The sequence below is a fragment of the Mangrovibacter phragmitis genome (assembly GCF_001655675.1).
GTDB classification, from domain to species: Bacteria; Pseudomonadota; Gammaproteobacteria; order Enterobacterales; family Enterobacteriaceae; genus Mangrovibacter; species Mangrovibacter phragmitis.
This window is the reverse complement of sequence record NZ_LYRP01000022.1, coordinates 401861-417204: the sequence shown is the minus strand read 5'-3', so window position 1 is coordinate 417204 and position 15344 is coordinate 401861. Positions and strand designations below refer to the sequence as shown.

Sequence of the window (15344 nt, the reverse complement as noted above, 5' to 3'; positions counted from 1 at the left end):
AAAACGACTGGGTCACCAGGCCGGAGAGAGTGCCTGATTAACCAGTCGTTTTAAATGTATCTTGCCCTTATGCCAGGACTGTCGACGGTGCCTTGAAAGCCAGTGGCAGTTCAGCTTCGTCTTCGAAGGTCACGTATTCCCACGCTTCTTGTTTAGCAAGCACAGCCTGCAACAGTTTGTTATTCAGCGCATGGCCAGATTTATACGCGGTAAACGCACCGATAATATTGTGACCACACATAAACAGGTCACCAATGGCATCCAGCATTTTGTGACGCACAAACTCGTCTTCAAAACGCAGACCATCTTCATTCAGCACACGGTAGTCATCCACGACGATAGCACAATCAAAACTACCACCAAGACACAAACCACGCGACTGAAGATATTCGATGTCACGCATAAAACCGAAAGTACGTGCCCGGCTGATTTGGCGCATAAACGCATCTGCCGAGAAGTTCATGCTGTAACGCTGAGTGCTGGCATCAATCGCCGGGTGATTAAAATCAATGGTGAAATCCAGAGTAAAACCATTATGCGGTCTGAACTCTGCCCATTTATCACCATCCTCAACCCGGACGACATCTTTAATGCGCACGAATTTCTTCGCGACATTCAGCTCGTCAACACCTGCGTCCATCAACAGATAAACGAAGGGAGCAGCACTGCCATCCATAATTGGAATTTCTGGCGCATCCACTTCAACAATAATATTGTCGATGCCTAAACCAGCCAGAGCTGCGTTCAGGTGCTCCACGGTTGATATCCGCACGTCATGCTCATTCACCAGGCACGTACAGAGCATGGTATCACGCACAGATTTGGCATCAGCCGGGAAATCTACCGGTGGATTCAAGTCGGTACGACGATAGATGACCCCGGTGTTAGCCGGCGCAGGGCGTAACGTCAGCGTGACTTTTTTGCCGGTATGCAAACCGACACCCGTCGCCTGAACAATACGTTTTAATGTCCTTTGTTTGATCATCGCATTATCTCGCCTGTTACTGATCCGACCGAAAGTGTACATCACTATCGGCGAGTCATAGTAGCATAAAGAGCTGAGATACCCAAATTCCGGCTAATTCTTAGTCTGCCTGCTTACGCAGGAAGGCTGGAATATCCAGATAATCGGGCTCTTTATTGCTCTGGGAAGCCGTATCGTTCACGACCTTCGCCACATTTTTCTGCTCTGGCTGCAGTTGGGTCATACCACTCTGGTAACCCATAACCGGCTGCTGCTGTTGCTTGTTGGTTACCAGCGTGATTTCTGGACGCTTGTCCATACCAATCCCGGTGGCAACAACCGTTACACGCAGTTCATCGTTCATTTCTGGATCCAGAGAGGTACCGATAACCACTGTAGCATTGTCAGACGCGAAAGCACGGATAGTATTACCCACGGTTTCGAACTCATCCAGACGCAGGTCAAAGCCAGCAGTGATGTTAACCAGTACGCCACGCGCACCAGACAGGTCGATATCTTCCAACAGCGGGCTGGAAATAGCCATTTCAGCGGCTTCTTCAGCACGGTCTTCGCCTGTCGCGACACCCGAGCCCATCATGGCATAACCCATTTCTGACATTACAGTACGCACGTCAGCAAAGTCGACGTTCATCAGACCTGGGCGGGTGATCAGTTCAGCAATCCCCTGTACTGCACCTTTAAGGACATCGTTCGCCGCACCAAAGGCATCCAGCAAAGAGATACCGCGGCCAAGCACTTTCAGCAGTTTGTCGTTCGGAATTGTAATCAATGAATCGACATGCTTGGACAGTTCAGTGATACCCTGCTCCGCAAATGCCATGCGCTTTTTGCCTTCAAAATTAAAAGGCTTGGTCACCACAGCAACAGTCAGAATACCTAAATCTTTTGCAACTTCAGCCACAACGGGTGCTGCACCAGTCCCCGTACCGCCGCCCATACCGGCTGCGATAAAGACCATGTCAGCACCTTCCAGTGCGGAACGTAATGCTTCACGGTCTTCTTCCGCAGCATTACGGCCTACTTCCGGATTTGCGCCAGCCCCCAGACCTTTAGTGATACCACTACCGATCTGAATCGTCTGGCCAACAGCTGTTTTACGCAATGCCTGCGCATCAGTATTGACGGCAAAAAATTCAACGCCTTCAATGCGTTCGCGCACCATGTGTTCTACGGCATTACCGCCGCCGCCACCGACGCCGATGACTTTAATCACCGCGTCATTGGTCAGTTCCATAGGTTCAAACATAGTTTCTCTCCGTTTTGTGCCTGTCGCCTGAGACTACTTATTGTCATAGTCTCTTAATAAAATTAAAACTCTTTTCTCAGCCAGCTATTAATTCGTTTAAACCACGAAGTGACTGATGTGTGCTTTTCCACTTCAGTCTCACCGGTTAAATGCGATTCCTTGCCGTAATGTAATAACCCAACTGCGGTTGAATAATACGGCTCCTGAGCATAATCGGTAAGGCCAGTGATATTTAAAGGCTGACCAATGCGCACCTGAGTATGGAATACTCGTTGGGCACACGCGGCCAAACCTTCCATTTGGGCTGCGCCACCTGTCAGCACAATCCCTGCAGCCAGGTGGTGTTTGACACCTTGCTGACGTAACTGTTCCTGCAACTGCAGGATCTCTTCATTCACCAAATTCAACAATTCGGTGTAGCGAGGTTCGATAACCTCGGCCAAAGTCTGGCGCTGAAGGCTGCGCGGCGGCCTGCCACCCACGCTGGGTACCTCAACACTTTCATCTTTGCCGACCAGTGACCCCAATGCACAACCATGACGCACTTTAATCGCCTCTGCATCGCTGGGTGGTGTACCAAAAGCGTAAGCAATATCACTGGTAACCACATTCCCTGCGTAGGGAATGACTCTGGTATGTCGCAATGCACCACCAGTGTAAACCGCCATGTCCATTGTACCACCGCCGATATCGACGACACAGACGCCCAACTCTCGCTCATCTTCTGTCAGCACCGCGTAACTGGAAGCAAGCCCGGCGAAAATCAGTTGGTCAACCTTCAGGCCACAGCGCTCTACAGCTTTCACAATATTTTTCGCCATATCGTTGTGGCAGGTAATCAAGTGCACTTTGGCCTGCATACGCACACCGGATAAACCAACCGGGTTTTTAATCCCTTCCTGGTAGTCGATGGCGTATTCTTGTGGAATGACATGCAGCACCCTATGCTCATCTCTTACACGAACAGATTTCGCCGTATGCACTACATTTTCCACATCTTCCTGGGTCACTTCCTCTTCTGAAATTGGCACCATGCCGATTTCGTTCTGGCAGCTAATATGTTTACCTGACAGCGCCAGGTAAACAGAAGATATTTGGCAGTCTGCCATTAACTCAGCCTGATCAATGGCACGCTGTACGCACTTAACCACAGATTCAAGATCGTTAACGCCCCCTTTATCCATACCCCGGGACGGACAACTTCCCACACCGATAATGTTAATCACTCCGTCGGGCAGAACTTCCCCTACTAAAGCGGCAACTTTTGCAGTGCCAATCTCCAGTCCAACCACCAGTTTTCTGTCCGTCGACTTAATCATTGTTGTTTTGCCTGTGCCTGATTCTGTTGTTGATTAGTTCCTTCAGCGGGAGCCGGGGCCGGAGCCCAACCCACCGCAGCACCTGAGTCATAGCGCAGGTCAACATAACTGATAAGCTTGTTGTCCGTCTGCGCCTGCTTTAAAAGAACTGGGTAAAGTTCGATAAAGCGGTTCAGGCGTTTCATCGTATCGCCGCGGCCAAGGTTGAGTTTAATCCCGTTATCCAGGGTTAAAACCCAGGAGCGTCTGGCCGTCATGGCTGCATCCTTCAACGTAAACCTGGATTTCGCCAGCACATCACTCATTGCCCGGTATCCTTCAAGAACTTCAACCTCACTTCCTTCCGGACCAGACAGCCCCGGCAAGACTTGTTTTGCCATTCTGTCCGCAGGTACACTGAATGAATTACCTTGTGCATCAATCATGTGCTGGTCATTCCAGCGTGCAATCGGCACATATTCAACCAGATGAATCTTCAATTCATCCGGCCACTGTTTTCTGACACTGGCCTGTTTTATCCAGGGAAGCCGTTCAATTTGCTGCTGGATAATGTCTACATCCTGCGTCATAAAAGTTCCTGGAGCGCCCAGGGCCAGTATTGCCTGGCGAATATCGTCATTACGTGTGTAATGGCGCTCACCCGTCACAACAAGACGTGACAGAGGCAAGCGCTGAGCATCTTCCATCCAGCGTACAACCATCCAGCCGCCGATAAAGATTGTCAGTAGTACCGCTATCAGGAAGATAATGCCCGCAAGCCGCGTGCCATTACTGCGCCCGGAAAAGGCTTTTTCTTCCTGCTGAGTACGTGTATTCAACGCCGCCTGGGACATATCACTCCGCCAGTTCCAGTATATTTACAACAAACTTACCCAAAATCCGGGTACCAGGCTGGCACTCAACAGGTAACTTATCTGCCTTGCTACCCTGCATGGGTGCCAATTTCTCAGCCATGAGTGTCTTCTTCCTGTAACTGAGGAACCAGACGTGTTTCTGCCAGCGTACGCGCTATCTTGCCAATATTACCCGCCCCCTGGACCAACACTAAATCATTCCCGGACAGAATAGGTGCCAACATTTGGGCAACCTGCGCATGATCGGAAACCAGAATCGGGTCAACCTTGCCACGCCCCCGAATTGTGCGGCACAGAGAACGGCTGTCCGCACCTGGAATCGGCGTTTCTCCCGCCGGGTAGACATCCAGCATAATTAGCGCATCAACCTGCGATAACACATTGGCAAAGTCGTCATACAAATCACGGGTACGCGTATAACGGTGGGGCTGGAACACCATCACCAGATGTTTATCCGGCCACCCTGCACGCGCTGCCTTGATAGTTGCGTCAACTTCAGTCGGGTGGTGACCATAGTCATCAACCAATAACGCCGTGCCTTGCTTGCCATTAATAGCATCAAGAGGAAACTCGCCAAGGAAATCGAAGCGACGCCCTGTACCAGCAAAACTTTCAAGTGCGCGTAAAATAGCGCTGTCATCAATGCCTTCTTCAGTTGCTACTGCCACCGCAGCTGCCGCATTCAGGGCGTTATGCCGGCCAGGCGCATTTAACATGACATGCAGTACGGGCTTATCCTGGCGCAGGATGTCAAAGTGCCCTTGTGCGCCCGACTGCAGGTAGTTTTCAATGCGAACATCCGCGTCTTCACTAAAGCCATAAGTGGTCAGTTGACGTCCAACCCGCGGCAATAACTCTTTGATAACCGGGTCATCCACGCACATAACCGCTCTACCATAAAACGGCAGGTTGTGAAGGAAATTAATAAATGTCTGCTTCAGGTTCTCAAAGTCGCCATGGTAAGTATCCATATGGTCGGCTTCTATATTGGTCACCACAGCGACCATTGGCTGCAAATGCAGGAAAGAGGCATCGCTTTCATCTGCTTCTGCAATCAGGTAACGGCTGTGTCCTAAACGGGCATGAGTACCTGCCGCTTTGACCAGGCCACCATTCACGAACGTCGGGTCAAGACCTGCTTCTGCATAAATACTCGCCACCATCGCCGTGGTAGTAGTCTTTCCATGCGTACCGGCAATAGCAATGCCATGACGAAAACGCATCAATTCCGCCAACATTTCAGCACGGCGAATCACCGGAATACGTGCTTCATGCGCTGCAATTATTTCCGGGTTATCCGCCCGAATGGCAGTGGATACCACAACCACACTGGCATCACGGACGTTTTCAGGGCGATGATTAAAATAAATCGTCGCGCCCAGCGCTGACAGTTGCTGCGTAACCGGGTTTGGCGCTAAATCAGAACCACTGATTTGGTAACCTTCATTCGCCAGCACTTCGGCAATCCCTCCCATGCCGGCACCACCAATGCCAACAAAGTGAATGTGCCGCACGCGGCGCATTTCAGGAACGATTGAACGCAGTTTTGCCAGTTCTTGTGTATTCATTCTTTAAACCTGAGGCTCTTTGCCTTCACATCAAAAACATGCGGTTGCCTGTCGCAACCCGACACATCAGGCTCTGGCCTGATGCACAATCTCATTTGCTACACGCTGTGTTGCATCAGGAATAGCTGCTTCCCGGGCTAATTTCGCCATAGAGAGCAGAACCTGACGATCCCAACCACTCAGAATATCGGCCACGGCCTGAGCCGTGAATTGCGGTTGCTCCAAAATGCGTGCAGCCCCGACTTTCTCCAGTGGCGCAGCGTTCCAGTATTGCTGGCGGTCTTTATGCTGAAAAGGCACAAAAATAGCGGGTAACCCCGCAGCAGCGATTTCACTTACCGTCAGCGCCCCGGAGCGGCAGACCACAACATCTGCCCAGGCATACGCCTGAGCCATATCGTCAATAAACTCAGTAACTTTATGCCTGACAGGGGTTGCAGTTGCATAAGCCTGCATCACCTCTTCTCCAGCACCTTTCCCGCACTGGTGCCAAATGGTGATACTTTCCCCTAATTGAGCGGCAACACCGGGCATTGTTTGATTGAGAACCCGGGCTCCCTGAGAACCGCCCACCACTAATACCCGAACTGGCCCAGTACGCCCGGATAGCCTGTCTTGCGGTAATGGCAGTGCCAGCACATCCTCACGGACAGGGTTACCCACGACATCTGCCTTAGGGAAAGCCCCCGGGAATGCCTGCATGACTTTGCTGGCAATGCGCGACAGCCATTTATTGGTTAACCCGGCTATACCGTTTTGCTCATGCAAAACCACCGGAATACCCAGCGACCATGCAGCCAGACCACCGGGGCCGGAAACATAACCGCCCATGCCTAATACCACATCCGGGCGATAATTTTTCATAATGGCCCGGGCCTGACGCCAGGCGTTAAATATCCGCCATGGTGCCAGTAACATGGCTTTAAGCCCTTTACCGCGAATCCCTGAAATACGAATAAAATCAATTTCGATACCACGCGCCGGAACCAAATCTGCTTCCATGCGGTCTGCAGTACCCAGCCAGCGAACCTGCCAGCCCTGAGCCATCAAATAGTGAGCAACAGCAAGCCCGGGGAAAACATGCCCGCCAGTCCCGCCAGCCATCACCATTAATCGCTTAGGTCCACTACTCATCGCGCACCTCGTGTAAACGCCTGCGCTTTTGCCAGACGTGTTTCATAATCAATTCGCAGCAATAATATGATTGCTGTAGACATAATCAGCAGGCTGGAACCACCGTAGCTGATAAGCGGCAGTGTCAGCCCTTTCGTTGGCAGCATACCAGCAGCAGCTCCAACGTTTACCAGCGCCTGGAAGCTAAACCAGATACCAATAGAACAGGCCAGAAACCCCGAGAAACGCTGGTCAATTTCCAGTGCGCGTTTGCCAATCGACATGGCGCGAAAAGCGACGAAGAATACCATCAAAAGCGCCAGTACCACACCGATATATCCCAGCTCTTCACCAATAATTGAGAAGATGAAATCGGTATGTGCTTCGGGCAAATATTCGAGTTTTTGTACTGAATTGCCGAGTCCTTGCCCCCAAAGCTCACCACGCCCGAAAGCCATCAGTGATTGTGTTAACTGGTAGCCGCTGCCAAAGGGATCTTGCCAGGGGTTCCAGAATGAAGTCACACGCCGGATACGATAAGGCTCTGCCAAAATCAGTAACACCACTGCGGAAATGCCCATACCGATGATGGCAATAAATTGCCAAAGCTTGGCACCAGCCAGGAACAGCATCGCAAGCGTCGTAACAAACAGTACCACCACTGTCCCCAGGTCAGGCTGAGCCAGTAATAACACTGCCATCACCAGGATAACGCCCATGGGTTTCAGAAAGCCGCGCAAATTATTACGGACTTCATCCACCTTACGTACCAGGTAGTTGGAGAGGTAACAAAACAGCGATAGCTTCGAAAATTCCGCAGGCTGAATACGTAATGGCCCCAGCGCAATCCAGCGCGATGCCCCGTTTACTGAGCTACCTACCACCAGCACAATCAGCAGCATCACAATTGATGCCAACAGCATAGGCGCGCTGTATTTTTGCCAGAACGTCATAGGCAAACGCAGGGTAACCAGAGCAAGGACAAAAGCCAGTACCAGATACAACCCATCACGTTTAGAGAACAAAAAGGGATCACCGGCCAAACGTTGCCCGACAGGCATTGATGCTGAAGTCACCATGACAAAACCAATTGCCGCCAGCCCCAGAGTCAGCCAGAACAACGTACGGTCATACAACACCATACTGTTGGCGTCTTTCTCCCGGGAACCCATCACCCAGCCTTTCAGCGCGGTAAATAACCACCCCAGGATAAAAAACCCGGGTATCCGCGGCATACGAAGACGAGGGAGAGATAAACGCATCAGCCTAACTCCTTCGCCAGTTGCGCGAAGATCTCGCCACGCTGTTCAAAGTTTTTAAACTGATCCAGGCTGGCACAAGCAGGAGATAACAACACCATATCTCCCGGCTTAACTTGCCCGGCTATCAGCCGCATAGCCTCTTCCATCGTTTCGGTTTGTTCAGCCACATCCGGGCGGAGTTCCGCCAGTTGCGCGCCATCCCGGCCAAAACAATAGAGGCGAATACTGTCTCCCTGAAGGAAAGGACGCAAAGGTGAGAAGTCTGCCGATTTACCATCCCCGCCCAGCAACAGATGCAACGTCCCCTCGCAATGCAAACCATTGAGCGCCGCTTCGGTGCTGCCAACATTGGTAGCCTTGGAGTCATTAATCCAGCGCACACCTTTGCTTTCCAGCACCAACTCAAAACGATGAGCCAGGCCGGTAAACGTGGTTAACGCTTTCAGGCTACTGGCACGCGGTAAGCCCACTGCATCGGCCAGAGCGAGTGCTGCCAGCGCGTTGGTGTAGTTATGCCGCCCAACCAGTTTCATCTCTTTCACGTTGAGCACTTTCTCACCTTTCACACGCAACCAGGTTTCACCCTGCTGGCGGTTAAGGTGGTAATCGCCGACATCCACACCAAAACTGACACACCGTGCATCAGCGCCACGCACAGGCATTGTTAATGCGTCATCGGCATTCACAACACAGACACGGGCATTTTCATAAATACGTAACTTTGCAGCCCGGTATTGCTGAAGACCAAAAGGATACCTGTCCATATGATCTTCAGTAACATTGAGAATAGTGGCCGCGGCAGCATTGAGGCTGTAGGTGGTTTCCAACTGGAAACTGGAAAGCTCAAGCACATACAACTCATGAGGTAAATCCAGCAGCATCAGCGCCGGCAGGCCGATATTACCGCCCACACCAACTGAGACGCCTGCTGCTTTCGCCATTTCGCCAACCAGCGTGGTCACCGTGCTTTTGCCATTAGACCCAGTAACAGCAACAACAGGAGCCTGTACTTCACGGCAGAAGAGCTCTATATCGCCGATGATTTCGACACCAGCGTCCGCAGCTGCGCTCAGGGCAGGTGTAGCCAGGGCGATACCAGGGCTGGCAATTATCAAATCTGCTGCAAGTAGCCAGTCTTCATTCAGGCTCCCCACATAGCGTTCAACATGTTCCGGGAGCTTATCTATCCCCGGAGGTGTTACCCGCGTGTCCATTACACGCGGAGTTACCCCCCGCGCAAGGAAGAAATTAACGCAGGAAAGTCCGGTTAAACCCAGGCCGATAATAACAACGTTTTTGCCCTGGTAATCTGCCATGATTAACGCACCTTAAGCGTAGCCAGCCCAATCAGGACCAGCATCAGCGAGATAATCCAGAAACGCACAATTACGCGCGGTTCTGGCCAGCCTTTTAATTCATAGTGATGGTGGATAGGCGCCATACGAAAAATGCGCTGACCACGCAGTTTAAACGACCCAACCTGTAAGATGACCGACAGGGTTTCCACTACAAACACCCCACCCATGATTACCAGCAAGAATTCCTGGCGCAGCAATACTGCAATCACACCGAGTGCTCCACCCAGTGCCAGAGACCCCACGTCTCCCATGAAAACCTGAGCCGGATAGGTGTTAAACCACAAAAAACCCAAACCAGCTCCAACGATTGCAGTACACACAATAACCAGCTCACCAGCATGGCGCAGATAAGGAATATGCAGGTAGTTAGCAAAATTCATGTTACCCGTAGCCCAGGCTACTAACGCAAAACCTGCTGCGACAAACACGGTAGGCATGATTGCCAGACCATCCAGGCCATCTGTCAGGTTAACGGCGTTACCCGTACCAACAATCACAAAATACGCCAGTACAACGTAGAACAGGCCAAGCTGTGGCATGATGTCTTTAAAGAAAGGCACCACCAGCTGAGTGGCCGGTGTACCATGCCCGGCAGCATATAAACCAAAAGCGACGCCCAAAGAAATCACGGACATCCAAAAATACTTCCAGCGAGCAACCAGCCCTTTGGTATCTTTACGCACCACTTTGCGGTAATCATCGACAAAGCCGACAATGCCAAAACCTACCAGCACGGTTAATACGCACCAGACATACGGGTTTGACGGGTATGCCCACAATAAGACTGAAACCACAATGGACGTCAGAATCATGATTCCGCCCATTGTGGGGGTACCACGTTTGCTGAAATGGCTTTCCGGGCCATCATTACGCACCACTTGCCCAAACGACAGTTGTTGCAGACGGGCAATCATGCGGGGCCCCATCCACAAGGAGATAAACAACGCGGTCAACAGGCTCACGATGGCGCGAAACGTCAAATATGAGAAGACGTTAAAACCGGAATAATATTTGACCAAATGCTCGGCCAGCCAGACTAGCATGTCCTGTTCTCCTGTAATGCATGTACCACCTCTTCCATGGCAGAACTCCGTGACCCTTTCACCAGCATTGTTATTGTTGAATTTTCCGCGACTAATTCACGTAACCGCTCAATTAATAATGTTTTATTACTGAAATGTTCACCCACTCCACTGGCTGAACTGATGGAATAACTCAGGCTTCCCACACTCAGAACTTTATCCAGACCAGCCGCTTTCGCAGCCTCACCGATTTGGTGATGGCACGCTTGTGCTTCATCGCCCAGTTCAGCCATATCCCCCACAACCAGCACACGATAACCCGGCATTTCAGACAATACACTCACCGCAGCAGTCATCGACCCCACATTGGCGTTATAGCTATCGTCCAGTAATAACTGGGTTGCGGATAAAAGAATGGGGAATAAGCGCCCCGGAACAGCCTGTAACTGCGCCAGACCCGCTTTCACCGCGCTCAAGGGTGCACCAACTGCCATAGATAACGCCGTTGCAGCCAGAGCATTAGCAATGTTATGCCGCCCGGGTAAGGGCAGTACTACTTCACATTCGCCCTCGGGCGTACACAATGTAAAAACAGTACCTTGCGAGGTTATCCGCACATCACGCGCGTGAAAATCACTGCCGGGTTGTTCCGGTGAAAAACGCCAAATTTTGCGATCACCAATCACCGCCTTCCAGCCAGGTAAGTCATTGTTATCGGCATTCACAATGGCGACACCAGTGGGTGGTAGCCCACCAAAAATCTCGCCTTTGGCTTTGGCCACTCCCGCCAGAGACCCAAAACCTTCGAGGTGTGCCGCTGCCAGGTTATTAACCAGTGCCGCTTCAGGTTGAGTCAGGCTAACGGTCCAGGCAATTTCGCCCTGGTGATTGGCGCCCAGTTCAATCACAGCATACTGATACTCTGGCGTCAGACGCAGCAGAGTCATAGGGACACCAATATCATTATTAAGATTACCCAGCGTGTAGAGGGTGTTTCCACAACGGCCAAGAATGGCCGCCGTCATCTCTTTAACCGAGGTTTTTCCCGAGGAACCAGTCAGCGCAACAACTCTCGCTGGCACCTGCTGGCGTACCCATGCACCCAGTCTCCCAAACGCAATGCGCGTGTCTTCCACTACCAGTTGAGGGATATCCAGAGGTAGCTGGCGACTGACCAGTAACGCACCTGCGCCACCTTCAATGGCTTTTTGCGCAAAATCATGGGCGTCAAAACGTTCACCTTTCAGGGCGACAAACAGACAGCCAGCAGTTAATTTACGTGTGTCCGTGGTGACATCTTTAATTTGGCAGTCGGCACCAATATGTTGCCCGTTAAGGACCGTAGCCAGTTGCTCAAGCGTTACCGGGATCATGCGACCACCCCCAATAAACGAGCTGCCGTTACACGGTCTGAGTAGTCCAGACGACGCGTACCCACGATTTGATAATCTTCATGGCCTTTGCCCGCCAATAACACCACATCACCGGGTTTAGCCTGCATAATGACACTGGTCACAGCCTCAGCACGCCCCGGCATAACACGGGCACGCCCGGCATCCAGCATTCCCGCAAGAATATCGTCAATAATGGCGCCTGGCTCTTCGGTGCGGGGATTGTCGTCAGTCACTACAGCGACATCCGCAAACTCTTCAGCTATAGCGCCCATTAATGGACGCTTGCCTTTATCACGGTCGCCACCACATCCAAACACGCACCACAGCTTACCCGGGCAGTGCAAACGCGCTGCCATGAGCGCTTTTTCCAGAGCATCAGGTGTATGTGCATAATCAACCACAACGGTCGGTTTACCCGGCGCGCTGAAAACCTCCATACGGCCACAGACTGGTTGCAACTGAGAGGCCGTCGCCAGAAGTGATTCGAAGGCATAGCCTTGTGACAGCAACGTAGCCAAAGCAAGTAATAAATTACTCACGTTGAAGGCGCCCATCAGCCCGCTTTCTATCTCGCCATCTCCCCAGGAGGAAGCGAACTGAATCGTCGCGCCACGGTCGTGATAAGACACATGTGTCGCTTTCAGCCAGCGGTTATGTTGGTCCGGGTTGAGTGGGGTATCAACAGCAACAGCCACAGCATCGGGGAGTTTCTCCAGCCAGCGCCGACCAACTTCATCGTCCGCATTAACGATGGCAACACCACACTGGTGTTCAGAAAATAGCAGCCATTTAGCCGCTTCGTAATGCGCCATATCGCCATGATAATCAAGGTGATCACGACTAAGATTGGTGAAAACCGAGGCCGCAAATTTAACCGCAGCAACCCGGTGCTGAACCAGACCATGGGAAGAGACTTCCATGGCAGCAAAATTTGCCCCCTGGTCAACAAAGCCGGATAACATATGCTGAACATCAACTGCGGAACCCGTGGTATTTGCCGTTGGAGCCACACTCCCCAGCAAACCGTTACCGACGGTGCCCATCACAGCGCTGACGTTACCCAAAATTTGTGCCCACTGAGCAAGTAACTGTGTGGTGGTGGTTTTACCGTTCGTGCCGGTGACACCTACCAGACATAATGAATGAGAGGGTTCATGGTAAAAACGCCCCGCTAATGCGGATAAACGCTGGTCCAGTTGGCTGAGATAAACCACCGGAACACCATGCATTTCACGGATTTCGCCGTCAGCAGCTTCCCCTTCTGCTTCCGCTATTACAGCAGCAACACCTTGCGCTATCGCCTGCGGGATATACCGACGCCCGTCCGCCTGATGACCGACCACCGCCACAAAAAGATCCCCTGCGGCAGCCCCACGGCTGTCGAGTGTCATCTCTCGCAGTGCTCGCGCCGGTGCCTCTGGCACCCACGGCACGAGAAGGTCGCGCAAATTACGATCTGCCACCTGTACCCTCTTTCTGATTAATTACAAAATCGTTTTTATCTCCCGTAGGGAGCGCATCCGGTTCAACATTCATGGTGCGCAGAACGCCCCCCATGATTGCCCCGAAGACTGGCGCTGACACGGCACCACCATAATACTTACCCGCCTGCGGATCGTTTATCACCACTACCAGCGCAAAACGCGGGTTACTGGCGGGAGCGACACCGGCGGTATAAGCAATGTATTTGTTGATATAACGGCCATCGGGGCCGACTTTTTTTGCCGTTCCCGTTTTAATGGCAATACGATAGCCTTTGATTGCAGCCTTCACACCGCCCCCACCCGGCAGGGCGACACTTTCCATCATGTGTACCACTGTACGCACGGTTGCCTCAGAGAACACGCGTTCCCCTGGTACCGGAGGGTCAACTTTCGTAATGGAAAGCGGCCGATAAATACCGAAACTGCCAATGGTTGCGTAGACTCGCGCTAACTGTAACGGTGTTACCATTAGCCCGTAGCCGAAAGAAAAGGTGGCCCTCTCTATGTCAGACCACCGTTGTTTTGTTGGAAATAAGCCACTGCGTTCTCCGACCAACCCCAAATTGGTCGATTTCCCCAGCCCAAAACGTGAGTAAGTATCTACTAACGCTGAGGACGGCATCGCTAACGCCAGCCGGGATACACCAACGTTACTCGACTTCTGCAGAATCCCCGTTACGGTCAGTTCGCTGTAACGGCCAACATCTTTAATTTCATGACCATTGATGTAGTAAGGAACCGTGTTAAGCACACTGTTTTCCTGTACTACGCCTCGTTGTAAGGCTGTCATCACCACCATGGGTTTTACCGTTGACCCAGGCTCAAAAACGTCAGTAATCGTGCGGTTACGCATGACATCTTTGGGTGTACCAGTCAGGTTGTTCGGGTTATAGGATGGACTGTTTGCCATTGCCAAAACTTCACCTGTGTTGACATCCACCAGTACCGCGCTACCTGATTCAGCTTTATTGAACGCGACAGCATTATTCAGTTCACGATAAACCAGTGCCTGCAGGCGCTCATCAATGCTTAAAGCCAGGTTATGAGCGGCCTGGCTGTCAGTAGATGAAATGTCTTCAATCACGCGACCATAGCGGTCTTTACGCACCACGCGCTCGCCTGGCTGCCCGGTAAGCCATTTATCGAAGCTTTTTTCAATCCCTTCAATGCCCTGGCTGTCAATGTTCGTGAAACCTATTAAGTGAGCAGTCACTTCGCCCGAGGGATAATAACGGCGGGATTCTTCCCGCAGATGAATGCCTGGAAGTTTCAACTTTTTGATGTAGTCGGCAATATCGGGGTTGACCTGACGGGCCAGATAAATAAAACGGCCTCGGGGGTTTGCGTTAACCCGCGAAGCCATTTGGTCGAGCGGCATTTTTAATGCATCAGCAAGCGCTTTCCAGCGTGAATCCAGAGTAACACCACCCGCGTCATGTAACTCTTTCGGATCTGCCCAAATCGCTTTTACTGGCACACTGACTGCCAGCGGGCGGCCTTCGCGGTCTGTGATCATGCCACGAGACGTGGAGACTTCCTGTACACGCAGGGAACGCATGTCCCCCTGGCGCACCAACATATCGGGATTGACCACCTGTAACCACGCTACACGACCTAACAGAAAAGCGAGAGCCAGCAGAATGCAGCCACAAAGCAACGCAAAACGCCAACTTACAAAGTTGGCTTGTTCTTCCTGACGTTTCGATTTAAGCGATTTATTCGCTGCCTTCATCGTTGCT

General features: G+C 51.7%; 12 protein-coding genes. All 12 read right to left on the bottom strand.

The genetic code is table 11. The annotated features are described in order from the left end of the window. Positions 1-67 precede the first annotated feature (67 nt). The 12 genes from lpxC to A9B99_RS14980 all read right to left on the bottom strand — a co-directional run bounded on the left by lpxC (position 68) and on the right by A9B99_RS14980 (position 15337). Entirely contained in the window at positions 68-985 is a 918-nt protein-coding gene (gene lpxC / locus A9B99_RS15035; RefSeq protein ID WP_036106166.1) for a UDP-3-O-acyl-N-acetylglucosamine deacetylase, read from the bottom strand. Between the two features lie 100 nt (positions 986-1085). Further along, positions 1086-2231, bottom strand: coding sequence for a cell division protein FtsZ (gene ftsZ / locus A9B99_RS15030; RefSeq protein ID WP_036106169.1), 1146 nt, complete (start codon positions 2229-2231; stop codon positions 1086-1088). A gap of 62 nt (positions 2232-2293) precedes the next feature. Then, a complete protein-coding gene (gene ftsA, locus A9B99_RS15025) occupies positions 2294-3550 on the bottom strand; it encodes a cell division protein FtsA (protein ID WP_064598816.1) in 1257 nt (418 codons plus the stop codon). After that, positions 3547-4383, bottom strand: a complete 837-nt coding sequence (gene ftsQ / locus A9B99_RS15020) for a cell division protein FtsQ (RefSeq protein ID WP_064598815.1) — start codon at positions 4381-4383, stop codon at positions 3547-3549. The genes ftsA and ftsQ overlap by 4 nt, the downstream gene beginning before the upstream one ends. Before the next feature lie 113 nt (positions 4384-4496). Next, a complete protein-coding gene (murC, locus tag A9B99_RS15015; protein ID WP_064598814.1) occupies positions 4497-5972 on the bottom strand; it encodes a UDP-N-acetylmuramate--L-alanine ligase in 1476 nt (491 codons plus the stop codon). Between the two features lie 66 nt (positions 5973-6038). After that, the gene (murG, locus tag A9B99_RS15010; RefSeq protein ID WP_064598812.1) at positions 6039-7106 is read right to left on the bottom strand and encodes an undecaprenyldiphospho-muramoylpentapeptide beta-N-acetylglucosaminyltransferase; all 1068 of its coding nucleotides are present in this window, start codon (positions 7104-7106) and stop codon (positions 6039-6041) included. Next, complete coding sequence (gene ftsW / locus A9B99_RS15005; RefSeq protein ID WP_064598810.1) at positions 7103-8347, bottom strand: cell division protein FtsW; 1245 nt, start codon at positions 8345-8347, stop codon at positions 7103-7105. Before ftsW ends, murG begins: the two co-directional genes overlap by 4 nt. Continuing rightward, positions 8347-9663 carry a UDP-N-acetylmuramoyl-L-alanine--D-glutamate ligase gene (murD, locus tag A9B99_RS15000; RefSeq protein WP_064598808.1) on the bottom strand — a complete coding sequence of 439 codons (1317 nt, stop codon included), beginning with the start codon at positions 9661-9663 and terminating at the stop codon, positions 8347-8349. The genes ftsW and murD overlap by 1 nt, the downstream gene beginning before the upstream one ends. A 2-nt stretch (positions 9664-9665) precedes the next feature. Next, complete coding sequence (gene mraY, locus A9B99_RS14995) at positions 9666-10748, bottom strand: phospho-N-acetylmuramoyl-pentapeptide-transferase (protein ID WP_064598806.1); 1083 nt, start codon at positions 10746-10748, stop codon at positions 9666-9668. Beyond that, the gene (gene murF, locus A9B99_RS14990; RefSeq protein WP_064598804.1) at positions 10742-12100 is read right to left on the bottom strand and encodes a UDP-N-acetylmuramoyl-tripeptide--D-alanyl-D-alanine ligase; all 1359 of its coding nucleotides are present in this window, start codon (positions 12098-12100) and stop codon (positions 10742-10744) included. The genes mraY and murF overlap by 7 nt, the downstream gene beginning before the upstream one ends. Beyond that, positions 12097-13584: a UDP-N-acetylmuramoyl-L-alanyl-D-glutamate--2,6-diaminopimelate ligase gene (murE, locus tag A9B99_RS14985; protein ID WP_064598802.1), complete on the bottom strand. Its 1488-nt coding sequence runs from the start codon at positions 13582-13584 to the stop codon at positions 12097-12099. Before murE ends, murF begins: the two co-directional genes overlap by 4 nt. Next, positions 13571-15337, bottom strand: coding sequence for a peptidoglycan glycosyltransferase FtsI (locus tag A9B99_RS14980; protein WP_064598801.1), 1767 nt, complete (start codon positions 15335-15337; stop codon positions 13571-13573). Before A9B99_RS14980 ends, murE begins: the two co-directional genes overlap by 14 nt. Positions 15338-15344 lie beyond the last annotated feature (7 nt).

What these genes read in the sequence shown, in the direction of transcription:
- lpxC (WP_036106166.1), bottom strand. Translation starts at nt 985, where the DNA reads ATGATCAAACAAAGGACATTAAAACGTATTGTTCAGGCGACGGGTGTC.
- ftsZ (WP_036106169.1), bottom strand. Translation starts at nt 2,231, where the DNA reads ATGTTTGAACCTATGGAACTGACCAATGACGCGGTGATTAAAGTCATC.
- ftsA (WP_064598816.1), bottom strand. Translation starts at nt 3,550, where the DNA reads ATGATTAAGTCGACGGACAGAAAACTGGTGGTTGGACTGGAGATTGGC.
- ftsQ (WP_064598815.1), bottom strand. Translation starts at nt 4,383, where the DNA reads ATGTCCCAGGCGGCGTTGAATACACGTACTCAGCAGGAAGAAAAAGCC.
- murC (WP_064598814.1), bottom strand. Translation starts at nt 5,972, where the DNA reads ATGAATACACAAGAACTGGCAAAACTGCGTTCAATCGTTCCTGAAATG.
- murG (WP_064598812.1), bottom strand. Translation starts at nt 7,106, where the DNA reads ATGAGTAGTGGACCTAAGCGATTAATGGTGATGGCTGGCGGGACTGGC.
- ftsW (WP_064598810.1), bottom strand. Translation starts at nt 8,347, where the DNA reads ATGCGTTTATCTCTCCCTCGTCTTCGTATGCCGCGGATACCCGGGTTT.
- murD (WP_064598808.1), bottom strand. Translation starts at nt 9,663, where the DNA reads ATGGCAGATTACCAGGGCAAAAACGTTGTTATTATCGGCCTGGGTTTA.
- mraY (WP_064598806.1), bottom strand. Translation starts at nt 10,748, where the DNA reads ATGCTAGTCTGGCTGGCCGAGCATTTGGTCAAATATTATTCCGGTTTT.
- murF (WP_064598804.1), bottom strand. Translation starts at nt 12,100, where the DNA reads ATGATCCCGGTAACGCTTGAGCAACTGGCTACGGTCCTTAACGGGCAA.
- A9B99_RS14980 (WP_064598801.1), bottom strand. Translation starts at nt 15,337, where the DNA reads ATGAAGGCAGCGAATAAATCGCTTAAATCGAAACGTCAGGAAGAACAA.